Source organism: Bacteroides faecichinchillae JCM 17102 (assembly GCF_000614145.1).
Taxonomy (GTDB): Bacteria; Bacteroidota; Bacteroidia; order Bacteroidales; family Bacteroidaceae; genus Bacteroides; species Bacteroides faecichinchillae.
Map to the genome: position 1 here is coordinate 99,319 of NZ_BAKK01000003.1, position 23,735 is coordinate 123,053.

17 protein-coding genes, 1 tRNA gene and 5 pseudogenes are annotated in these 23,735 nt (G+C 38.0%); 8 read left to right on the plus strand and 15 right to left on the minus strand.

What is annotated here, in order from left to right; all coding sequences use genetic code 11:
• Nucleotides 1-44: 44 nt before the first annotated feature.
• On the minus strand, nt 45-944 hold the full coding sequence (locus JCM17102_RS02405) for a helix-turn-helix domain-containing protein (RefSeq protein ID WP_025073832.1): 900 nt from the start codon (nt 942-944) through the stop codon (nt 45-47).
• A 247-nt stretch (nt 945-1,191) separates the two neighbouring features.
• Entirely contained in the window at nt 1,192-2,592 is a 1,401-nt protein-coding gene (gene mnmE / locus JCM17102_RS02410; RefSeq protein WP_025073833.1) for a tRNA uridine-5-carboxymethylaminomethyl(34) synthesis GTPase MnmE, read from the minus strand.
• A gap of 135 nt (nt 2,593-2,727) precedes the next feature.
• Here mnmE and JCM17102_RS29430 point away from each other — a divergent pair.
• Both JCM17102_RS29430 and JCM17102_RS02420 read left to right on the plus strand, forming a co-directional pair.
• Nucleotides 2,728-4,636 (plus strand): annotated as a pseudogene (locus tag JCM17102_RS29430) (PAS domain-containing hybrid sensor histidine kinase/response regulator).
• An 82-nt stretch (nt 4,637-4,718) separates the two neighbouring features.
• Nucleotides 4,719-5,378, plus strand: a complete 660-nt coding sequence (locus JCM17102_RS02420; protein WP_136498434.1) for an NAD(P)-dependent oxidoreductase — start codon at nt 4,719-4,721, stop codon at nt 5,376-5,378.
• A gap of 358 nt (nt 5,379-5,736) precedes the next feature.
• On the opposite strand, the pseudogene JCM17102_RS25870 reads toward JCM17102_RS02420, so the two are convergent.
• From JCM17102_RS25870 to JCM17102_RS25875, 4 genes and pseudogenes are all read right to left on the minus strand, one after another.
• Nucleotides 5,737-6,614 (minus strand): annotated as a pseudogene (locus JCM17102_RS25870) (nucleoside phosphorylase).
• 251 nt (nt 6,615-6,865) lie between these two features.
• A complete protein-coding gene (gene floA / locus JCM17102_RS02430) occupies nt 6,866-7,867 on the minus strand; it encodes a flotillin-like protein FloA (RefSeq protein ID WP_025073835.1) in 1,002 nt (333 codons plus the stop codon).
• A gap of 25 nt (nt 7,868-7,892) precedes the next feature.
• The gene (locus JCM17102_RS02435; protein WP_025073836.1) at nt 7,893-8,363 is read right to left on the minus strand and encodes an NfeD family protein; all 471 of its coding nucleotides are present in this window, start codon (nt 8,361-8,363) and stop codon (nt 7,893-7,895) included.
• A 9-nt stretch (nt 8,364-8,372) separates the two neighbouring features.
• Nucleotides 8,373-9,799: pseudogene (locus JCM17102_RS25875) on the minus strand (tetratricopeptide repeat protein).
• A 182-nt stretch (nt 9,800-9,981) separates the two neighbouring features.
• On the opposite strand from JCM17102_RS25875, the gene JCM17102_RS02445 reads away from it, so the two are divergent.
• Together JCM17102_RS02445 and JCM17102_RS02450 are read left to right on the plus strand one after the other, a co-directional pair.
• Nucleotides 9,982-10,728 carry a PP-loop family protein gene (locus JCM17102_RS02445; protein WP_025073837.1) on the plus strand — a complete coding sequence of 249 codons (747 nt, stop codon included), beginning with the start codon at nt 9,982-9,984 and terminating at the stop codon, nt 10,726-10,728.
• A gap of 15 nt (nt 10,729-10,743) precedes the next feature.
• A complete protein-coding gene (locus tag JCM17102_RS02450) occupies nt 10,744-11,112 on the plus strand; it encodes a DMT family protein (RefSeq protein ID WP_025073838.1) in 369 nt (122 codons plus the stop codon).
• A 118-nt stretch (nt 11,113-11,230) separates the two neighbouring features.
• On the opposite strand, the pseudogene JCM17102_RS25880 reads toward JCM17102_RS02450, so the two are convergent.
• From JCM17102_RS25880 to JCM17102_RS21665, 6 genes and pseudogenes are all read right to left on the minus strand, one after another.
• Nucleotides 11,231-12,246 (minus strand): annotated as a pseudogene (locus JCM17102_RS25880) (FAD:protein FMN transferase).
• Between the two features lie 24 nt (nt 12,247-12,270).
• On the minus strand, nt 12,271-12,852 hold the full coding sequence (locus tag JCM17102_RS02460; protein WP_025073839.1) for a manganese efflux pump MntP: 582 nt from the start codon (nt 12,850-12,852) through the stop codon (nt 12,271-12,273).
• 6 nt (nt 12,853-12,858) lie between these two features.
• A complete protein-coding gene (locus JCM17102_RS02465; RefSeq protein ID WP_033886464.1) occupies nt 12,859-13,662 on the minus strand; it encodes a DUF6048 family protein in 804 nt (267 codons plus the stop codon).
• Nucleotides 13,601-14,149, minus strand: a complete 549-nt coding sequence (locus tag JCM17102_RS02470) for a DUF6452 family protein (RefSeq protein ID WP_025073841.1) — start codon at nt 14,147-14,149, stop codon at nt 13,601-13,603. Before JCM17102_RS02470 ends, JCM17102_RS02465 begins: the two co-directional genes overlap by 62 nt.
• A 20-nt stretch (nt 14,150-14,169) precedes the next feature.
• A complete protein-coding gene (locus JCM17102_RS02475) occupies nt 14,170-15,120 on the minus strand; it encodes a glycosyltransferase family 2 protein (protein WP_025073842.1) in 951 nt (316 codons plus the stop codon).
• 56 nt (nt 15,121-15,176) lie between these two features.
• Nucleotides 15,177-15,692: a DUF4199 domain-containing protein gene (locus JCM17102_RS21665; protein WP_033886465.1), complete on the minus strand. Its 516-nt coding sequence runs from the start codon at nt 15,690-15,692 to the stop codon at nt 15,177-15,179.
• 316 nt (nt 15,693-16,008) lie between these two features.
• Between JCM17102_RS21665 and JCM17102_RS02485 the strand changes: the two genes are divergently transcribed.
• Nucleotides 16,009-16,082 (plus strand) — tRNA-Thr (locus tag JCM17102_RS02485).
• 949 nt (nt 16,083-17,031) lie between these two features.
• Here JCM17102_RS02485 and eno read toward each other — a convergent pair.
• The 3 genes from eno to crcB form a co-directional block, all read right to left on the minus strand.
• The gene (eno, locus tag JCM17102_RS02490; protein ID WP_025073843.1) at nt 17,032-18,309 is read right to left on the minus strand and encodes a phosphopyruvate hydratase; all 1,278 of its coding nucleotides are present in this window, start codon (nt 18,307-18,309) and stop codon (nt 17,032-17,034) included.
• Between the two features lie 178 nt (nt 18,310-18,487).
• A complete protein-coding gene (locus tag JCM17102_RS02495) occupies nt 18,488-19,150 on the minus strand; it encodes a pentapeptide repeat-containing protein (RefSeq protein ID WP_025073844.1) in 663 nt (220 codons plus the stop codon).
• A 25-nt stretch (nt 19,151-19,175) separates the two neighbouring features.
• Complete coding sequence (crcB, locus tag JCM17102_RS02500) at nt 19,176-19,556, minus strand: fluoride efflux transporter CrcB (protein WP_025073845.1); 381 nt, start codon at nt 19,554-19,556, stop codon at nt 19,176-19,178.
• A gap of 241 nt (nt 19,557-19,797) precedes the next feature.
• On the opposite strand from crcB, the pseudogene JCM17102_RS25885 reads away from it, so the two are divergent.
• The 3 genes and pseudogenes from JCM17102_RS25885 to gcvT all read left to right on the plus strand — a co-directional run bounded on the left by JCM17102_RS25885 (nt 19,798) and on the right by gcvT (nt 23,691).
• Nucleotides 19,798-21,206: pseudogene (locus JCM17102_RS25885) on the plus strand (amidophosphoribosyltransferase).
• Nucleotides 21,207-21,327: 121 nt separating this feature from the next.
• Nucleotides 21,328-22,551, plus strand: a complete 1,224-nt coding sequence (pepT, locus tag JCM17102_RS02510) for a peptidase T (RefSeq protein ID WP_025073846.1) — start codon at nt 21,328-21,330, stop codon at nt 22,549-22,551.
• Nucleotides 22,552-22,605: 54 nt separating this feature from the next.
• Nucleotides 22,606-23,691: a glycine cleavage system aminomethyltransferase GcvT gene (gene gcvT / locus JCM17102_RS02515; protein ID WP_025073847.1), complete on the plus strand. Its 1,086-nt coding sequence runs from the start codon at nt 22,606-22,608 to the stop codon at nt 23,689-23,691.
• Nucleotides 23,692-23,735 lie beyond the last annotated feature (44 nt).

Below are 23,735 nucleotides of genomic sequence, written 5' to 3' on the forward strand. Positions count from 1 at the left end.
GGAATAAGGTGATTCAATGGTGGGTACATTCACCGAAAAATAACTTATTCAATCTTTGGGGCGGCAAGTAGTTTATCCAATTCAGGTTTGGAGATAAGCGTGTATTTGCCTTTCTTGACCTTCGGGATATTATGATACTTTGCATAGTGATAGAGTTGGTCACGGGTGAGATTGAACTTCTCCATCGCTTCGGCTACCGTATAGTATTGCGGTTCTTCGGGTGCTGCCACACCTTTGGCTATATCCACGTGCTTCTTGGAGTAGTACACCATGATGCCCTCCTTCTTCTTCGGGATAGCATTCTTGGAAACGAAGGTGTAGATGGCGGATAAAGTCATGCCGAATTTATCCTGCATTTCTTGTGTACTATACCATTCAGTAATATCGGGATTCGGGGCTTTCTTGGCAAAGTAAGCGTCCATGTGCTTCTTGCTCCAGTAGGTCTTACCACGATTGAAAGTGCGAGGAATGTTGTTCTTCTTAGCTACCAAGAATATCCATGATTCGTTTACATGGTATTTCTCTTTGACTTCGGCTGTGGTGTAGAAGTCGGTGATAGGGGCTTTCTCTATGGGTACTCTCTTCTTATACTCCGCAGCATTTTCAAAGAGAAGCTCTATATCCTTTCTTCTGACTAATGTTTTTCCTTTGAATTGAACCGCTTTAATTACGTTGTCTGCCATGTAACGGTAAATGCTGGCTCGACTAATCCCTAAGAGTTTTGCGGCTTCGGGTGGCGTATAGAACTCCTTGTTTTCAATAGACGGTTCTTCTGAGTTCATTAAAAACTCTTTTTGATAAGTCGCTATGCGCTCTTGACGAATCCGTTCCTTGTAGGCTGCATTGTTGCATCTATGAGAACAATAGTTTGTAGTCGTTTTGTGGGCTATGAAAATCTGTCCACACCACTTACATTTTTTCTTGATTTCGATGTTACTGCTCATTCTTTTCTCCGTTTATTTCTCCAATTTTGTTTCAGTGCGTCTCACCACGTCTCACTGTGTTTCAAATCTCCACAACCTTGTTGGTGAGAAACAAGGCTTCAACAAGCGAGCAACAAATACGGTACAAAAATGAGCTGAAAAAGCCCTATAAACGATAACTATCGCTTATAGGGATAAAAAGAAAGGCGTTCAAAATGAACGCCTTAATAATCATTGAAGATATATGCTAATCGTTGGTAATCACCACTTATTTGCCGACGCAGAAATTCATAAATATATTCTGCAACACCATATCATTCGTAACTTCTCCCGCGATATCCGAAATATGAAAGATTACCTCCCGAATATCCTGACTTAGGAAATCACCGGAAATCTGCATATCTAATCCTTCTTGTACTCGGTGTATTGCTTCCAATGCCTTGGTTAGAGCTTCATAATGCCGGACATTCGTGACGATAATATCATTCTGTGTAATATTGGGTAAGTGAGCAACATTGACTAACATCTTTTCCAATTCATCAGTGTGTAACTTTTGTTTTGCAGAAATAAAGATCATATCCGTATGTTCTTGCGAGAAGTTTTGTTGGAAAAGAGTTCTTAGAGAATCCTTTTGGATCTCGTGTATGATCTCGGCTTTGTTGAATATCACTATTAAGTGTTTACCTTCACAACGAGGCAGAATCTTTTCAGATAGTTGAATAATTTGAGAATTAGCATCTGTGGCATCTATCATCCAAAGTACAATTTCTGCTTGATCTAACTTTTGAAAAGTACGTTCGATACCCAAGCTTTCAATTGTATCGTTTGTTTCACGAATTCCTGCTGTATCTATAAAGCGGAAAGTGATGCCACTCATATTGACAGTATCTTCAATCACATCACGGGTAGTACCATGTATATTACTAACGATCGCTTTATCCTCATTCAATAATACATTCAGAAGCGTGGATTTTCCAGCATTCGTTTCACCAATAATAGCAACAGGAATACCATTTTTAATAGCATTACCTACATTGAAAGAATTGACCAAACGGGATATGACTTCTTCTATTTCATCTGCTAATTGACGTAAAGCTTGTCGATCGGCAAATTCCACATCTTCTTCACTAAAGTCAAGCTCCAGTTCTACCATTGAAGTGAAATCTAATAACTTACCACGTAGGTCCGTTAGTTCTTTACTGAAACCACCTCGCATCTGGCTCATGGCTAATCGGTGAGTGGCAGCGGATGATGAGGCTATCAAATCCGCTACAGCTTCCGCTTGACTTAAATCCATTTTTCCGTTAAGAAAAGCACGTTGTGTATATTCACCTGGTTGTGCCATACGGCAACCATTTTTGATGAGCAATTGCATTACCTGTTGGAGAATGTACGATGAACCATGACATGTGATTTCCGTACAATCTTCTCCTGTGTAGGAATGAGGAGAACGGAATAAGCTTACAAGTACTTCGTCAATGATTTCTTCCTCGTTGTAAATACGTCCGAAAGTTAATGTATAAGGCTTTTGTTCATTGAATTTTTTGTTAGATTTTCCCGGTTTAAAAATGCGGCTAGTAATGGAAATAGCTTCTGGTCCGGAAACACGAATACTTCCGATAGCTCCTCCTTGGGCAGTAGCGATGGCACAGATTGTATCTTGATTCATTGTTTTTTCTTTATGGATGGACAAAGATAGTTTTTTCTTAGTAAAAAAAAGAAGAATAGGGACAAGTTGTGCTTTATTTGTTTATATTTGCTGCAACTCAAAAACACACAACAATACAAAACGTAGTAATCGTCTATGGAGCCAGATACAAATTTATATTCACTAAACGAAAATAGTGAAATTATACGTGAAAATTCGCAGAAAATACGATCTGTGCTTTCAGCTCATCAAATAGCTTTATGGGAATATGACATACGCACAGGAAAGTGTAGTTTTACGGATGATTATTTTCATGTGCTGGGTTTGAAAGAAGCAGGCGTTATTTTTAAAGATATTGATGATTTCTATCAGTTTGCGCATCCCGATGATATTGATACTTATAAGGAAGCGTTTGCGGAAATGCTTGCATCGGAGTCGAAAATGTCGCAGATGAGGGTTCGCTGTATAGGTGAACATGGAGAAATAATTTGGCTGGAGGATCATTTTTTGTCTCATAGAGAAGATAATGACGGAGGACATCCAGGTAAATTATTAGCTTATACTGTTAATGTTACTTTACAGTGTGAGAAAGAACAACAGATAAAACATCTCGAAATTTATAATCGTAAAATAATAGAAGCACTGCCTGAATTCATATTTATTTTTGATGATAATTTCTTTATAACTGATGTACTGATGGCACCGGAAACAATTTTGCTTCATCCGGTAGAAGTGTTGAGAGGAGCAGATGCTCGGAATATCTATTCCAAGGAAGTGAGTGAATTGTTTATCTGTAATATTAAGGAGTGTTTGGCAGATGGAAAACTCAAGGAGATTGAATATCCATTAGAAGTTGAAGGCAGAAAATATTACTTCCAAGCGCGGATTGCTCCATTTGAATCGAATAAGGTACTCGCACTGATACATGACATTGGTGATCGGATTCGTCGTTCTCAAGAATTGATTGAGGCTAAGCGTCGGGCAGAAGATGCAGACCGTATGAAATCGGTTTTTCTGGCGAATATGAGTCACGAAATTCGTACTCCTCTAAATGCCATTGTTGGCTTTTCAGAGATTATGGCGGTGACAGAAGATGAAGAAGAAAAACATGAATACCTAGAGATTATACAGAAAAATAGTAATTTATTGTTGCAGTTGATAAATGATATTCTCGATTTGTCACGTATTGAATCAGGGAAGTCTGAAATGCATTTTCAGCAAGTTGAGATTTCCGGTTTGATTGATGAAGTGGAAAAAGTGCATCAACTTAAAATGAAGTCCAATGTTGAATTGGAGTTATTAGACCGGAAGAAGAATTCTGGACATCTACTGATCGTAACCGAGTGATGCAGGTGCTTTTCAATTTCCTATCGAATGCTATCAAAAATACTGAGAGTGGAGTTATCACATTGGGGTTGAAGCATGAAGGAGACTGGTTAAAGCTTTTCGTGAGTGATACTGGTTGTGGAATACCGGAAGATAAGCTTCCGCGTATTTTCACCCGATTTGAAAAGTTGAATGACTTCGTACAAGGTACTGGATTAGGACTTTCTATTTGTAAAAGTATTGTAGAACGTTTAGGAGGTAAGATTGAAGTAAGTTCTGAGCTAGGAAAAGGAAGTACGTTTTCACTTTATCTGCCTATTTGGAGATGCCGAAAGAAGTGGCTGAGAGAATACTTACTTCTAAGAAGGATTCGCAGTCTGAACAGCATAAGAAGATATTAATTGTTGAAGATATAGAGTCCAACTTTGCTCAATTGAATATTTTGTTGAAGAAAGAATATACAATTTTGTGGGTACGTAACGGACAGGAAGCTGTGAATAGCTTTATTCATGAGAAACCGGATCTGATATTGATGGATATTCGTATGCCTGTAATGGATGGTATTCAAGCGACGGAGAAGATACGTACTATTTCTCTTTCAGTGCCTATTATAGCGGTTACGGCATATGCATTCTATACAGAACAACAACAGGCTATTCAAGCAGGATGTAATGCTGTAATATCCAAACCGTATTCCTTGGAACGATTGAAGGAAACTATAGAGTCTTATATTGGCTAACTTATCTTTCTTTGAGAGACCAACATTTTAACGATCATAGTGTTATTAGAAATAGTAATAACAATCTAATTTTTGATGGGATATGAAGAAAGTGAAAAAGATTGTCCTCATAGGTGCTAGTGGTTTTGTCGGATTTGCCCTTTTGAATGAGGCTTTGAATCGTGATTTTGAGGTTACAGCCGTAGTTCGTCATCCGGAAAAGATAAAAATTGAGAATGAAAAACTGAAAGTGGTGAAAGCTGATATGTCTTCGTTGAAGCAGGTGTACGAAGTTTGCAAAGGAGCTGATGCTGTAATCAGTGCATTTAATCCGGGATGGAATAATCCCAATATATATGAGGAAACCATAAAAGTTTATCTGACTATTATTGATGGAGTTAAGAAAGCAGGAGTGGATCGTTTTCTGATGGTAGGCGGAGCCGGTTCATTGTTTATTGCTCCGGGATTGCGATTGATGGATTCGGGAGAGGTACCGGAGAATATTTTACCAGGAGTAAAAGCTTTAGGCGAATTCTATTTGAATTTCTTGAAAAAGGAGAAGGAAGTGGATTGGGTGTTTTTCTCTCCGGCAGCTGATATGAAACCGGGAGTACGTACTGGACGTTATCGTTTAGGAAAAGATGATATGATTGTGGATATTGTAGGCAATAGTCATATTTCTGTAGAAGACTATGCAGCTGCAATGATTGACGAATTAGAATATCCTCAACATCATCGGGAACGGTTTACGATTGGCTATTGATTCTTTTGAAATAGACTCACCTTATTTTAATAAATTTGGTAGAAGTCTGCCAAAAGTCAAGTTATTAAACCAAGTAGTACATCATAATTAATATTATAGTCAATTATAGTATCTGTCATTAGCTTCGCTCATAACATCTTTTGATTTTAACATATAAGGTATAGTCAGATGACTGTAGTGAAGAATCTCTTCTTTGTATATGAAGAAGAGATTCTTCACTACGCTCTGAATGAAAAGATATTATCGAAGATCATCCATATATAGTAATCTAATTTTGAAAGAGTATGTATATTTTCATTTATACACATTTATAGAAAGACAAAGATATTCTTAGCAACTTTAAGAGTCATTCTTAATTCTAGATTCTATCCAAAACTGTTCTTACCAATATGTCGATTGTATTCTTATAACCAGTATTCGCTTCTTTTATCAGTCGGTTGGCTATTACCATACAAACAGTCATCGCTTTATGTCCCATTAAGCGACTAAGTCCTGCCAGTGCTGAACTTTCCATTTCGAAATTGGTAATCTTAAAACCTTTGTATTCGAATGCTTCAATCTTATCATTTTGCTTGGGATCTGCTAAAGGGATGCGTAACTCACGTCCTTGTGGACCGAAGAATCCTCCAGCAGCAATTGTGACACCACGTACCATATCATCTTTGGCAATTCTTTCGATTAATTCTTCGCTGGCGTCAATAACATAGGGAGCCGGAGCCACATATTGCCTGACCATCCCATATGGTTGATAAAAGCACATTCAAAAGGCAGGTCGCATACTGCATTACGTCCGGCATAGAAATTTAAAAGGCCATCAAATCCAATAGATTTCTGTGAACAGATGAACGTTCCTACCGGAGTATTAGGCTGTAAACCGCCACAAGTACCGATGCGTACTAATTCTAGCTGGCGGAATTCATCCTTTTCTTCTCGGGTTTCAAAATTGATATTGGCGAGAGCGTCCAGTTCATTCATCACAATATCTATGTTATCGCAACCGATACCTGTAGATACCACTGTTATTCGTTTTCCCTTATAAGTTCCGGTAACAGTTTTAAACTCGCGGCTTTCCACTTCGCATTCTTTGTTTTCGAAATGAGAAGCTACGAGTGCTACGCGACCAGGATCACCTACCAGGATTACTTTGTCAGCCAACCATTCGGGCTTAACATGAAGATGGAATACTGAACCGTCTTCGTTGATAATCAGTTCTGAGGATGGAAAGTATTTTTTCATAATGCTATGATTTAAAACATTTGGGAACTGGCTAAAAAGTTAGAAACTTCATCTTACTCCCTTTACTGCTATTCGCAAGAGAGGGTATAAAAGATTCTTTTTTTAATCAGTTCCCAAAGCTATAGTTTATATTTTAGTGGAACTTTTACTTGTGTTTTATAAAATAAGAACAATCCTGACTAGGAAAAGTTTTATTAAAACATTAGTAGTAAATTTCCACCTCCCTTATCTCTTTTGCCAGAGTAAGTCTCTTATTTACTCAAAGGTTGGTTCGTATTGCCACTAGAAGCTGGTTTTGCAATATTTTCGCGCATTAAAGTATCAGCTTCGATATTTTTCATCCGATAGTAATCCATAATTCCTAGATTACCGCTACGGAAAGCTTCTGCCATTGCTTTCGGAACTTCTGCTTCTGCCTCGATAACTTTAGCACGAGCTTCCTGGGCCTTAGCTTTCATTTCTTGTTCGGAAGCAACGGCCATGGCACGACGTTCTTCCGCTTTAGCCTGAGCAATATTCTTGTCAGCATTAGCTTGGTCGATTTGTAAAGCGGCACCGATATTTTTACCTATATCAATATCTGCAATATCAATGGATAGAATTTCGAAAGCAGTACCTGCATCCAAACCTTTACGAAGTACAAGTTTGGAAATAGAATCCGGATTTTCGAGCACTGACTTGTGGCTTTCAGAAGAACCGATAGAAGAAACGATCCCTTCACCTACGCGGGCAAGAATTGTATCTTCACCGGCACCACCGACTAACTGGCGGATGTTGGCACGTACTGTTACACGTGCTTTGGCAATCAACTGGATACCATCTTTTGCAACAGCTGTTACAGGAGGAGTATCAATAACTTTCGGGTTTACAGACATTTGTACTGCTTCGAATACGTCACGTCCGGCCAAGTCAATGGCAGTAGCCATTTGGAAAGGCAATTCAATGTTAGCTTTCGATGCAGATACCAGGGCATGTACAACCTTTTCTACATGGCCGCCCGCCAGATAGTGAGCTTCCAATTCATCTCGCGTAATATTTTTCAGTCCCGCTTTATGAGCCTCAATCATTCCCGGAACGAGAATATAAGGAGGAACGTTACGAATACGCATTAAAAATAACTGTATCAGCGAGATATTAACTCCGGATACTTTGGCCGACAACCAAAGGAAGAACGGCACATAATGGAAAAATATTATCACGAAGATAATACCTCCGACAATCAGAAAGATAGGCAAATAAAAAGATGTGTCCATTGATAGTTTGTATTAAAGTGAATATTTAGTTTTTCAGCTTCTCGACCATGATTGTACCGTCGGTAATCCGGCTGACAATGATCGGAGTTTTCTCATTAAGTAAACCATCCATTGATTTTACTTCTACAATATTACCGTTAATGTTGGCATAGCCGATTTGTGCCAGACGAGTTGTACTGATTCCAGTATCACCCACTTTTATTTTCTTTTCTGCACTACGGTCTATAGTAGAGTCGATGTCTTTTTTTAGAGCTAGTTTGTCCAACATCTTTGATCGCATAAACCAGACCAAAGAGCCGATACAAGCTACTGTCGATATTCCTAAAGTGATAAATCCGGCTGCCATGCCCAGATTAGCAAACGCATAAAAGTTGGCATAGACAATACAGACAAGTGCTGAAATGCCTGCTAGGCTAATACCTGGGATCACAAACAGTTCAACTAAAAATAGTATCACTGCGGCAATAATGAGAACGGCGATAATTAGTATATCCATAGTTCTGTTTTATTTAGAGTTTGTTTTTTCTGTATTACGGATACTTACAGCAAGAGTATCCAGTTCTCCGGACATTTGCAAGACTCTTTTCTCCAAATCAAGGATAGCCGGAGCCATTTTATCTTTACCTTGTTTGTTTGCTTGAGCATATTGTTGGCGTTGGTTCTCCAATTTATCTACCTGTTGCAAATAATCTTTTTCAAGCTGTTGATAACGTTGGAAAAGCTGTTTGGCTTTAGAAGATTTAAAGTCGTTCAACAGATAATAAGTAGTGTTATCATCAATAACAAATTCAAAATCTATGGTATGACGTTCCTGAGGTTTATGATTAATCGCCTCCTGCAAACGTTGCAAAGCTTCATTGACTTCATTCTCATCTTTCCAAGTTTCTTTTAGTGAATGAATCTGGGATAGTCGGATGATTTGCTGCGTATCCATCGCTTCATAGTTGTATGTTTTCTTAGATGAGTTAGGGATGAACACATAAATACAGACTTTACCTTCCGGTTGGAAACGGTCCGAAGCAAACCATCCTAAGTTATTGTATTCGTCGATCACATACATATAATCATTGTACGGAGAATTGAATGGCATACCTACATTTTCCGGAGTTAGATAACTGTCCGTATTGGTATTGTAGCGGGTGACGAAAATATCATAGCCGCCTAGTCCTTCACCATCTGTCGCATAATAAATAGTCAGTCCGTCTGATAATACAAAAGGATAATTGGCATTTCCGGATTCGTTGATACTACCGGGCAATGGACGTCCATTACTCCATTCATTCGCAAGTTTGTTTTTTGAAAATATATCCAAGTTTCCTCTTTCTCCTTGCTCACTGTAATATATTTTGTTTCCTATTTCAGTTTCGTATACTGTTCCCGGATGATTTCCTTCTGTTTGAAAGAATTCGTTGAAAGTAAATAACTTGCCGGATTCTTCACTGATTTTGTAGGTTGCCAGAAAGTTGGCCTTATCTACCACAAAACTATCAATAATACAAACTTCTTCGACACCTTTTAGCATACGCAAGTCCGATTTACTTTTTTCCAAAAGAGCTTCAACGTCTTCTGTCGGTTTTTTGCGTTTATTCAGTTCTTCAATGTACTCTTCGTAGCATTCTATTGCATCTTCGATTGATAGCTATCATTGTATGCTTGTCCCAGATAGAGTTGCCCGGTAGTAACACGTTTCTTGACAGCAACCTCCAAATATGGAATTGCTTCTTCAGGCTCTCCGGTCTTCAAACAACATACTCCATACCAAAAGTTATAGTTACCATTTGACGGTTGGGATTTAACATATTTCTTAAAGATCGGTTTGGCTTCTTCATAATTACCTTTAGCATATAAAGCGCGAGCCTGTTCAATTGTTTGAGCAGAGATTCCACTCAGGAAAAAGCTGCAAATTAAAAGTAGAATATATTTTCTTTTCATCGTTTTTAGCGTTTATGAATGATAGATTTATAGAAGACAATCGTATGTCAGTTATTCATTAATCTATCAACTGTTCAAAAATACAAATTTATTAGAAATAAACTCTTTTTTAGAGATTCTATTATGTTAATTCTTCTTTAAATCATTCTTTTCGTTTACTTTTGCAGCCGATTTTTGAAGTTATGACACAGTTTACCGAAGAAGAGAAGATGATTCGCCGTATTGAACGGCGTTTTAATAAAGGAGTGGTGCAATATGGCCTGATAGAAGAAGGGGATAAAATCCTCATTGGACTGTCGGGTGGAAAAGATTCTTTGGCACTTGTCGAATTGTTGGGTAAACGTGCCCGTATCTATAAACCACATTTCTCGGTAGTAGCAGCTCATGTAGTGATGACAAATATACCTTATCAGAGTGATACAGAATATTTGAAAGCACATTGTGAGATATTTGGAGTACCTTTTGTACAGTATGAAACTTCTTTTGATCCTGCTACAGATACACGTAAGTCTCCTTGTTTCCTCTGTTCCTGGAATCGTAGGAAAGTTTTGTTTACGATTGCTAAAGAACAAGGTTGCAATAAGATTGCTTTAGGACATCACATGGATGATATTCTTGAAACTCTTTTGATGAATATCACATATCAGGGAGCTTTCAGTACTATGCCACCTCGACTGGAGATGAAGAAATTTGATATGACGATTATTCGTCCGATGTGTTTGGTGCACGAATCAGATTTAATAGAGTTGGCTGTTTTACATGATTATCGAAAGCAAGTAAAGCATTGTCCATATGAATCAAAATCCAGCCGGAACGACATGAAAGAAATTCTACGACAGTTGGAAAAAATGAACCCGGAGGCACGATTCAGTCTATGGGGAAGCATGACGAATGTTCAGGAAGAATTATTACCGGATAAAATAGATTAATATAACTTTTACATTATGAAAGCGACATACACCATTTTATTACTGATTGTCTCTAATGTCTTTATGACTTTTGCTTGGTACGGACATTTGAAGTTGCAGGAAATGAAAATTATTTCGAACTGGCCTCTTTATACAGTCATACTGTTCTCATGGTTTATTGCACTTGCAGAGTACTCCTGCCAGATTCCGGCGAATCGAATTGGTTTTATTGGTAATGGAGGTCCGTTTACTTTAATGCAGCTGAAAGTAATTCAAGAAGTGATAACTCTTGTTATTTTTACTATATTTACTACTGTCCTTTTTAAAGGCGAAGCGTTGCATTGGAATCATTTTGCCGCATTCGTCTGCCTGATTGCAGCTGTGTATTTCGTATTCATGAAATAGTTTTTTGATACCTTTTAAATAGACATTCTTTTTGATCGATACTGAGTATCCGTTTGGACAAGACAAAGGCTCTGTGTACATGAAACAGAGCCTTTTTTTATTCCTTATTTTCTCTTTTTTATTTGATTTCTTTTATGTACTTCTTTATCCCTTCTGTGAAGTAAGTTTCAAATTTTCCATCTTTTCCACTATAAATGAAGTAAGCGTCAATGTTGGGGTCCGCTTTGCAAAATTTCTCCGCTTCTTCCAATCCCATTACCATAAAAGCAGTAGCGAGTGCATCAGCAGTCATACAATCTTTAGCTATTACCGTAGAAGATAAAATACTGTGTTGCACAGGATATCCCGTTCTGGATCAATCGTATGTGCATACTTCTTACCATCCTTGTAATAATAATTACGATAGTTACCTGAAGTTGCCAGACCGGCATTCGTAATTTCAAGTATGGTTTGCAAGTCTTTCTGTCTGGATAGAGAGTCGTCAATAGGTTTATTAATTCCAACACGCCATAAACCACCTTGAGAATTTTTTCCTTTTACAACCACTTCGCCACCTATATCGACAATATAATTTTTGATACCTTTACTATCCAGAAAATGCGCTACCACATCTACCGAATATCCTTTAGCTACAGCACTACAACTCAGCATCATGCGAGGATCGTCTTTGATTACTTTACCATCTACCAATTTCACCTTATCATATCCAGTTATTTGTAATAAACTGTCTATCATTAATGAATCGGGAAATGTTCCCTTCTTGAAACCAAATCCCCAGGCATTTGCAAGCGGAGCTATCGTAATATCAAAAGTACCTTTTGTCTCGCGGGAAATCTCCATGGAACGGTTGAAACATTTCTGGAAGAAAGTATCTGTTACCAATTCTTCATTGCGATTGACTCGGCTAATTACTGAACTATCATTGAATGGCGATAAAGAAAAGTCGAAACGTTTTAACTCCGCTTCGATTTCTGGTTTTAAATCACCTTTATATTGATAGGTAATGTTATATACTGTTCCAAATACTAAACCAGTAATGCTATTATAGTCATTTTGTTGATTACGTCTGACCAAGATCCAGATTGTGGCTAAAATCAGGAAAGCCAGCCAAATGAAACTCTTCTTTGTTTTCATACGTCTTTCTATTTAATGTAGATTTTATTGAAAGAACAGATGTTCGATCAATATTTTAATTCCGATAATAATAAGAATAATTCCACCCCATCGTTCGGCTTTCAATTCTCGTGCACAACCGCACCCGCATCGGATACCGAAAATAAGTCCGACAAGAGACATGATGAGTGATACCAATCCGATAATGAGAATAGGAGAAAGGATATCTCTATAATCTTGTATTCCCAAAAAAGCAAAAGAAACGCCGATTGCCAGTGCATCAATGCTTGTTGCTATAGCCATCGTAAGCACTACTTTCGGGCTTGCCGGATTAAGTTCTTGTTTGCATCCTTCTTCTTTAAAAGATTCGTAAAACATTCGTCCTCCAAGAAAAGCCAAAATGGCAAAAGCTATCCAATGATCTACACTTTCTATCAAATAACTGAAAGTATTGGCACACATCCAGCCAATAAAAGGCATGATAGCCTGAAAGAAACCGAAAGCAAATGCCATCACTAACATTGGTCGCCATTGAATACGTTTTAAAATGATGCCGCTTGCAATCGAAACAGCGAAACAATCCATTGCCAAACCTATAGCAAGCAGCCAAATCTCTAGTCCTGTCATTGCTTTTTAAAGAGGTAGTTTGTAAATGAGGGAATAAGTGATTCCCATATTATTTGATTTGAACTTTCCGTAGCCCGGCACATACCAAGGATTGCCGAATTCTCCTGTAGATGCGCTTGTCTTATACTTCATGCGTACCGACCAGCCCATATTGAAATTCTTGTAAATACGTACTTTTACACCTAATACAATCTCGATCCACTGGACAGAAGCTTTCATGCCCAGATGGTCAAAAGGAACACTACCGCCCCAATAGTCATCTTCCAAACTTGGATTATTGATATTGTCTCCCCAGATCGGATCGTGAACAGGAAGAGTGGATACATCATATTTAAAGGAACTGAATGCATAGCGCAGACCAGCATACAAATAGCTATTCTTTTCCTTCTTTTTTGTCATTGTGTTATAGTCTATACCGATTCGGAAGAAGGGAGCCATTTTACTTTTATAATGTATTCCTGTTTCGTTCCAAGTATCTGTTCCGCCCATACCGAATTCGATGGTTGGGATGAATCTGTTTTTAAGATTGACTCCGACACTGATTTCGGAACTCAAGAAGTCACCTCCTAAAACTTTACTGCCAATACCGTATAAGTCCACACCAACATACGTTCCGTTGTATAATGGAATGGTATCGACCTTGGCGGCTTCCTCTTTTTTCTTTTGCTTCTGACTTTTCTGAGGCGTCGGCTTCTGACTGGGTTGTTGTCCTGCTGCCGGAAGTCCGATACAAAAGAGCAGAAGTAGACTAATCAATCTCAGGGATACGGTCACGGTACTTATAGAATATCTGCAAATTCTCAATTTCATTTGTATTGGCTTCTTTATTTCGTAAATAGAGAGAATCTATCCGATCTGGCTGGGATGGTCTTCCCGGTTTGCCGAATTTTGCACTCAAAATATTCTGCTTCATCATGTAGCCACATTCCATAGACTGGAAATACGGAGTATTTTGTTGCACTATGTACAATGTATCTACATTTTTGGGCTGACGTTTAGGGTCATAATGGAAGATGAATATGGTAGAATCATTTGTGTAGCGCAACGGAAGCATCAGGGTATGTACTTTCTTCTCGTTGTTGAGAATGATAGAATCGGTTCCGGCAGCTGTAATGGTCAAAGAATCGAGTGTGTCATTCAACATTGCCCTTGTGTCCGGATCGATTGTGTATAGTGTACAATACATCATGGGACGTCCTGCTAGCGAGCAATCATTTTCATCCGAGCACGAACTGTAGATACTTATAGCACCACCAGTGATGATTAATAATAGAAAGATACGAATTAAATTCTTCATAATCGGTTATTGAGTGTGAATCAAACTTTCTTTTCTATTTGGTAGTTATTTCGTTCTGGTGCATTGCGTGAGATTAATTCGCCCAAAAATCCTGCAAGGAATAATTGAGTTCCAATAATCATCGCTGTTAGTGACAGATAGAAATAAGGAGAGTCAGTTACTAATCGGTAAGGTAAACCGTTGTACATGGCATAAAGTTTGCTAATGCCTACAATGATAACAGAAATCATTCCGACCAAAAACATCAGTGAACCTAGTAATCCGAAAAAGTGCATGGGCTTTATTCCGAATTTAGAAAGGAACCAGAGAGAAATCAAGTCCAGGTATCCATTAACGAAACGGTTTAGTCCGAATTTGGTAGTACCATATTTACGGGCTTGGTGATGTACCGCTTTCTCACCTATTTTCTTGAACCCGGCATTTTTAGCCAGATAAGGGATATAACGGTGCATTTCACCATATACTTCGATATTTTTCACTACCTCTTTGCGATAGGCTTTTAGCCCACAGTTAAAGTCATGTAGATTTTTAATTCCAGATACTTTGCGTGCTGTGGCGTTGAAAAGTTTGGTTGGTAATGTTTTTGATAATGGATCATATCTTTTTTGCTTCCAACCGGATACCAGATCGTAACCTTCTTTCGTAATCATCTGGTAAAGTTCAGGAATCTCGTCCGGACTATCTTGCAGGTCGGCATCCATTGTAATGACTACATCGCCCTGTGCTTCTTCAAATCCGCAAAAAAGCGCCGGAGATTTACCGTAATTACGGCGGAACTTGATCCCTTTTACGTAGTCCGACTGTGCTTTGAGCTGTTCTATCACTTCCCACGAATGGTCAGTGCTTCCATCGTTAACGAAAATCACTTCGAAAGAGAATCCATTAGCCTTCATTACACGTTCAATCCATGCGTAAAGTTCAGGCAATGATTCTTCTTCGTTAAACAATGGTATTACTACTGATATATCCATTTTATATTAATAACTAATTATTAATTACAAGTCATGATTGAGTCGATTCGTTGTTTCTATGGTTTGGCTTTCTTCATTACCAGAAGTCCGGTAGGAATAGCCAGAATACTTCCCCATATCACATTTAGCGACAATTGTTGCATTGTGATATTGATAGGACTCCATGATTTAAGCGAATCTATCATTCCATTTATAACTTCTTCGTTTTCATTTGGCTTTATGAACTTTCTCAATTCTTCTATGATAGCGTTTATTGTGGCGCCATGATCGATAAACTGGAAATAAATGTAGTATGCCACAGCTAATAAAAGTGAGGCAAACATATACATAAACATAGTGAAAAGAACTGCATGTGAAAACTCAATACTTCCCCCACATATTTTATTGCGATACATTTTCGCATAATAATAACCAATGAAAGGCACTGCCAATGTTAAGATTATGAATAAAATTGAGAGGAATGGGATATGCATTGCCAATGGGAATAAAATGAATTTTAGTATCCAATAGACTCCCATATATGTACCAAAGTGCATGGCGTATTTTTGTAGATAGTTCCTGTTCTCTGTCATCTTTCTTTATAAATAGTGCACAAAGGTACAAATAATATCGGTTGATGGAGGAAATATGGTTGTTAAAGTTAATAAAGCGATAAAAACCATATATTGAATATTTTTTTTGCAAATTTAATTGCTTGAAAAGTAGTTGGTTAATGATTTTGAAAGAAAAAAGTTCTAGATATCTATTGCAGAATCCATAAAAATATCTACCTTTGCAACCGCAAAACGGGTAAGTCCTATACGGCCAGCTCCCTTCGAATCCTCCAGGGCTTGATCGCAGCAAAGGTAGTTGGTTGTAGCGGCGCGATATAGTAAGCTTACCCACCCCGCCTCTTTAGCTCAGTTGGCCAGAGCACGTGATTTGTAATCTCGGGGTCGTTGGTTCGAATCCGACAAGAGGCTCAAAAAAGAAAGCATTCAGGTAGTTCTCCTGGATGCTTTTCTTATTAAAGTAATACCAACCTCATCCTTTTATTTTTTCACTTTGTAGGTGGAAAAGATGGCGGGAAATCTAAAAGACGTAACTGTCTTGTTTGGATCTCCCGCTTTTTTGTGATTATTCAATCTTTGAGTTGTAGCTTTTTAAGCTGATATATTTTAAATCAATAATGAAGTTGTTTAGTTCAAATGCTTTAGAATTGTTAGTTTCATAGGGTGGAAACAATAGTTTCAAGCAGTTGAAACCTTTAGTTTCTCGGTGTGAAACTGTTAGTTTCATGCGGTGAAACAAAGAGTTTCAAAGCATGAAACAAAGAGTGCTTATAATCGAACTGAATTAATTGGTCATAGGTACTGAATCACAATTAGTTTGATAAATGAAATGATCTATCGTATTATTAATTATGACGTGCAACTTATTTTAATAGAATCATATTAAAAGCTATGATTATTGCATTAATATATATGTACTTTTTAGAGTTACTTATTCGCTTGATGCCTTATTAACATTCTTTCTTTTCGAAGATAAGAGTTTAGAACTTTGTGCTAGAATCATTCAAAAGAAAGTTTTTGTGAAACAAAAAGTGTGTTTTTTGTATTTATCAATAGAAAAAAGGATTTTTCATAAAGAAAGAGGTGATATATAAGAATGAAGGTTTTGCGTTGATAATCAGATGTATATCTCTGATTTAAATAAATGAAAAGTGACAATAGAACACTGTCTTTGGTCTATTGTCACCTTATTCTCACTTCTTATTATCACCAGTTTGCAATTGATAATTAGATCTTTACCTCACAAAAGTGATAAATGATAATAAAAAAGATGTTTAGAAACTCTTAGATATGAATATCTCCTTTTGTTCTTTGTCTCTTATAAATGAAAGAATATGGAACACATAAGGGAAAAACATTATTAGATTTTCTTGTATCCGTAAACAGCCAGATCGCCAAGCTCTTCTTCGATACGGAGTAGCTGATTGTATTTAGCCATACGGTCAGAGCGACTGAGTGAACCTGTTTTAATCTGTCCACTATTAGTTGCTACAGCGATGTCGGCAATTGTAGAATCTTCTGTTTCTCCGGAACGATGGGAAGTAACAGTAGTGTATCCATGGCGGTGAGCCATTTCAATAGCATTCAGTGTTTCTGTCAAAGAGCCGATTTGGTTTACTTTAATCAGAATAGAGTTGGCGCATCCTTTTTCAATACCTTTTGCGAGGAAGTCAACATTTGTCACGAATAAGTCATCGCCTACTAATTGGCAACGGTTACCAATGCGTTCTGTTAGTTTCTTCCAACCTTCCCAGTCGTTTTCGCTCATGCCGTCTTCAATAGAATCTATCGGATATTTGTTAATTAATTCTTCCAAATAATCAATTTGTTCATTGGCGGTACGTTTCTTACCTTTCTCACCTTCAAACTTAGTATAGTCATAAATTCCATCATGATAGAATTCAGAAGAAGCACAGTCCATACCGATCATTACATCTTTACCCGGTTCATATCCTGCAGCTTTGATAGCGGCAAGGATAGAGTTCAGAGCATCTTCGGTTCCTTCCAACTCAGGGGCAAAACCTCCTTCGTCACCAACGGCGGTAGTTAGTCCGCGGTCTTTTAAAACTTTTTTCAGTGCATGGAAAACTTCGGCACCCATTCTTAAACCTTCTTTGAAAGAAGGAGCCCCTACCGGACGGATCATAAATTCCTGAAATGCGATTGGTGCATCACTATGTGAACCGCCATTGATAATATTCATCATCGGTACAGGCATCACATAAGTATTTGTTCCACCGATATAGCGATAAAGAGGAAGATCAAGATAATTAGCGGCAGCTTTTGCTACAGCAAGCGAAACGCCCAGAATTGCATTAGCACCCAGTTTGGATTTAGTCTTGGTTCCGTCTAATGCCAGCATTGTATAGTCAATTCCTCGTTGATTGAGGGAAGACATACCGATCAGTTTCGGAGCGATGATTTTATTAACATTCTCAACTGCTTTTTGTACTCCCTTACCACCGTAACGCTTTTTATCACCGTCGCGGAGTTCCAGCGCTTCATGCTCACCGGTGGAAGCACCTGACGGAACGGATGCACGTCCCATAATGCCAGATTCCAATACTACATCAACTTCTACTGTGGGGTTACCTCTTGAATCGAGAATTTCTCTAGCTACAATTTTTTCTATTTTCATTGTTTCTATTGTTTATGAATAAGATTTTGCAAAAATACAGACTTGACGGGGAGTGGAAAATCACTATAAATAGGTATTATCTCCTCTTAGTTTCCCTAAATGTCATTAGTCCTATCTTATAAATAACAAAGGGATAATGTTTTTTGTTTGGATAAGATGCAATGAATTTTGTGTGAGGTTAGTCTTCGATAATAACTCCTAACAATGGAAGTAAATCCATGGTTTGTAAAGAGGTGATGATCGCTCCTTTTAAGTCACTGATGTTTAAGGTTAATCCACTGATGCGTGAAGTACGCAAATCGATTCCTCTAAGTGGAGTATGAGAAAAGTCAGTTTCGACTAAATCACAACTATCAAAAGCTACAGATGTCAAGCGGCAATCATGGAAAGTACCATTCCTGAAAAGGCTGTTTGTAAAACGAACCTGATTCATTTTACTCATGGCGAGATTGATATAACTTGCGTTACAGTCGTGCAATAATATATGATTGAGAGTCGTTCCTGATAAATTAGTTCCCAATAATTTACATGAAATGAACTCCACCCGATAAAGAGAACTTTCGGCAAAAGAAATATTGGATAAGTCGCAATATTCAAAACGTATATCTGTCAGTTGCGAGGAATTGAATTGACATTCGCTGAATGTTTGATATTGAAAGGTACAGTTCTTGATACTCTTATGGGAAACATTAATTTCTTCTTCTTTATTTTTGCAGAATAAAAGATCGGAGATCGTTTCTTCTTTTTCAAGCCATTCTAGTAAAGTGATTGTGCTGTGTTGTTGAGCTTCTAAAATGGGAGGTGCAACTCGAACAGGTTTAAGGTTATTTTTCTTTATCATATGGTAACAATTAGTTGGTTTTGAATTAAAATTGTTTCCCTAGATATCCTCCTGTCATTACAGCAACTAATCCTATACCTATACTTAATAATGTATATAGAATGAACATACCATAAAATTCTCCTTTCAGCAAACTTAAGTTATCATTGGAGAAAGTTGAAAAAGTGGTGAAACCACCACAAATGCCAACAGTAAGAAATAACCGGATTTCTATAGACAACTGCCAACGTTCGGATAAGGAATAAAAAAGTCCGATTAAAAAACAACCGATGATATTGACGGAGAATGTTCCCCAGGAAAAAGGGAAACCAACACCGGAAGTCCGTTCATTAATGGCTATTTGCCCTAAATAACGGAGTACACTTCCAATTCCTCCACCTATAAATATATAGAGTATTTCTTTCATTCTATTCTTATGGTTGATTTTGCAAAGGTAATATTTTTGTAATTCTGATATAGCTGTATCTATGTTTTTTTGTGAGATATGTCTATTGTTTCCTTCACAATGCTTCTCTTCTGAAAATTGAATAATAATACGTATTTCTCAAAGAAAACTAAAACTTTGGCAAAGACTTTTTTTATCGGTCGGATTCTTTTTTGTAATTTTGCGCCATCTTTTTTAAAACATTATCAATAAAGAGAACAACATGGGAGGTTTTTTCGGAACAGTCTCGAAAACGAGCTGTGTGACTGATTTATTCTACGGTACAGATTATAATTCACATTTGGGAACGAAGCGGGGCGGACTCGCTACTTATAGTCAAGAGAAAGGTTTTATCCGTTCTATTCATAATCTGGAAAGTACTTATTTTCGATCCAAATTTGAAGGAGAACTGGACAAATTCAAAGGAAATGCTGGAATCGGCATTATTAGCGACACAGATGCACAACCTATCGTTATCAATTCTCATCTCGGGCGCTTCGCCATTGTTACTGTTGCTAAAATAACTAATATCCAGGAACTGGAAGAAGAGCTCCTCAGTAAAAATATGCACTTCGCCGAACTGAGTTCGAGCAATACTAATCAAACGGAACTTATCGCACTTCTTATCATACAAGGTAGAACTTTCACCGAAGGAATCGAAAATGTATTTAAACATATTAAAGGATCATGCTCTATGCTTCTTCTGACAGAGGATGGAAGCATTATCGCTGCCCGCGATCATTGGGGACGTACTCCAATTGTTATTGGTAAGAAAGAAGGAGCTTATGCTGCAACGAGCGAATCGACTAGTTTCCCAAATCTCGATTATGAGATTGATAGATATTTGGGACCGGGAGAGATTGTACGTATGCATGCCGATCATATTGAGCAACTTCGCAAGCCGAATGAAGAAATGCAGATTTGTTCGTTCCTGTGGGTTTATTATGGCTTTCCAACGTCTTGTTATGAAGGAAAGAATGTAGAGGAAGTTCGTTTTACTAGCGGCTTGAAGATGGGGCAGAAGGATGAGTCGGAAGTAGACTGTGCTTGTGGTATTCCTGATTCGGGGGTTGGTATGGCTTTGGGATATGCAGAAGGAAAAGGTGTGCCTTACCATCGTGCTATCGCTAAATATACGCCGACATGGCTCGTAGCTTTACACCAAGTAATCAGGAGTTGCGCTCGCTTGTTGCAAAGATGAAGTTGATTCCTAATCGCGCGATGCTTGAAGGGAAGCGTTTATTGTTCTGTGACGATTCAATTGTTCGTGGAACGCAGTTGCGGGACAATGTAAAGATTTTGTTTGAATATGGAGCAAAAGAGGTACACATGCGTATTGCATGTCCACCGTTGATTTATGCTTGTCCATTTGTAGGATTCTCTGCTTCAAAAAATGCATTGGAATTGATTACCCGTCGAATTATCAAAGAACTGGAAGGAGACGAGAATAAGAATCTGGATAAATATGCTACTACCGGTTCTCCTGAATATGAAAAAATGGTCAATGTGATTGCAGAACGTTTCGGATTGACCTCTTTGAAATTTAATACGCTAGAAACGCTGATTGAAGCGATAGGTTTGCCTAAATGCAAAGTTTGTACACATTGTTTTGATGGCAGCAGCCATTTCTAAAGAATATTATAGATAAAAAAGAGCCGTAAATTGCTTTGTAATTTACGGCTCTTTTTTTACCTTTACGGCAATATAAACTATCAAATTGTAATTTGTAATTAATAACTAGTAATTAAATAAAATGACTTTAGTAGACAGATTTTTAAAGTATGTAAGCTTCGATACACAATCTGATGAATCGACAGGTCTTACTCCCAGTACTTCCAAGCAAATGATTTTTGCTGAGTATTTGAAAACTGAACTGGAATCTTTGGGATTAGAAGATATAACATTGGATGAACATGGCTATCTTTTTGCTACTCTTCCGGCTAATATAGATAAAGAAATTCCGACTATCGGGTTTATTGCTCATATGGATACTAGTCCTGATATGACAGGTAAGGATGTGACTCCGCGTATTGTGGAAAAATATGATGGATCGGATATTGTCCTTTGTGCTGAGGAAAACATAATTCTTTCTCCTGCACAGTTCCCGGAACTACTGGATCATAAAGGGGAAGATTTGATTGTAACCAATGGTAAGACACTATTGGGAGCTGACGATAAGGCTGGTATTGCAGAAATTGTATCAGCAATGGTTTATTTGAAAGACCATCCTGAGATCAAACATGGAAAGATTCGTATAGGTTTCAATCCGGATGAAGAGATCGGTGAGGGAGCTCATAAGTTTGATGTCGAGAAATTTGGCTGTGAGTGGGCATATACGATGGATGGTGGTGAATTGGGAGAACTTGAATTTGAAAACTTCAATGCTGCTGTAGCTAAGATTGTTTTCAAAGGACGTAATGTGCATCCGGGATATGCTAAAAATAAAATGATCAACTCTATTCGCGTTGCTAATAAGTTTATCTCACTGCTACCTGCTCAGGAAGTTCCGGAACAGACTACAGGTTATGAAGGATTCTATCATCTGATCGGTATTCAGGGAGAAGTAGAACAAACAACTGTTACTTATATTATTCGTGACCATAATCGTGAGAAATTTGAGGACCGTAAAAAGGAAATGGAACGTATGGTTGCACAAATCAATGCAGAATATGGAGAAGGTACGGCTACTCTGGAATTGCGTGATCAATACTATAATATGCGTGAGAAGATAGAACCGGTAATGCATATTATCGATGTCGCTTTTGCTGCAATGGAAGCTGTTGGTGTAAAACCAAACGTAAAACCAATTCGTGGTGGTACGGATGGTGCGCAACTCTCTTTCAAAGGTTTGCCTTGCCCGAATATCTTTGCAGGAGGACTGAATTTCCATGGACGTTATGAATTTGTTCCTATTCAGAGTATGGAGAAGGCAATGAACGTTATTGTGAAGATTGCCGAATTGGTAACTTCTAAATAAAAATCAATAATGAGTATCATTAACACCTAATACTTAATTCTTAAAATAATATCCATGAAAACCACTCCGTTTACAGAGAAACATATTGCACTCGGTGCTAAAATGCACGAGTTTGCAGGTTATAATATGCCTATCGAATATTCCGGTATCATTGACGAACATCTGACTGTTTGTAATGCTGCCGGTGTGTTTGATGTATCCCACATGGGAGAATTCTGGGTGAAAGGTCCCCATGCTTTGTCTTTTCTTCAAAAGGTGACTTCTAATAATGTGGTGTCTCTTACTCCGGGAAAAATACAATATACGTGCTTCCCAAATGAAGAAGGAGGAATTGTAGATGATTTATTGGTATATCATTTTGAACCCCAAAAATATCTATTGGTAGTTAATGCCGCTAATATTCAGAAAGATTGGAATTGGTGCATTTCTCATAATACGGAAGGAGCGGAATTGGAAAATTCTTCGGATTGCACAGCGCAGCTTGCTGTACAAGGTCCAAAGGCTATTCTCGCTTTGCAGAAACTGACAGACATTGATTTGTCTGCTATACCTTATTATACGTTTGCGGTTGGTACGTTTGCAGGAGAAGAAAATGTGATTATATCAAATACCGGCTATACCGGTGCAGGAGGATTTGAACTCTATTTTTATCCGAAAGCAGCAGATAAAATCTGGAAAGCCGTTTTTCAAGCAGGAGAGGAGTATGGTATCAAACCTGTTGGTTTGGGTGCGCGTGACACTCTTCGTCTGGAAATGGGATTTTGTCTTTATGGTAATGACCTGGATGATACAACTTCTCCCATTGAAGCGGGCTTAGGATGGATTACTAAGTTTGTGGATGGTAAAGATTTTATCAATCGTCCAATGTTGGAAAAACAGAAAGCGGAAGGGGTTACTCGTAAGTTGGTTGGTTTTGAGATGATCGATCGCGGAATTCCCCGTCATGGTTATGAGTTGGTCAATGCAGAAGGGGAGAAGATAGGAGTGGTTACTTCCGGAACGATGTCACCTACCCGTAAGATTGGTATTGGAATGGGATATGTAAAGCCGGAATACAGTAAAGTCGGAACGGAGATTTATATTGATATGCGTGGTCGCAAATTGAAAGCCGAAGTGGTGAAACCGCCATTTAGGAAATAAAATAGGATTGATTAATATAGAAAAACTAGTCTCAGGTGACGTGG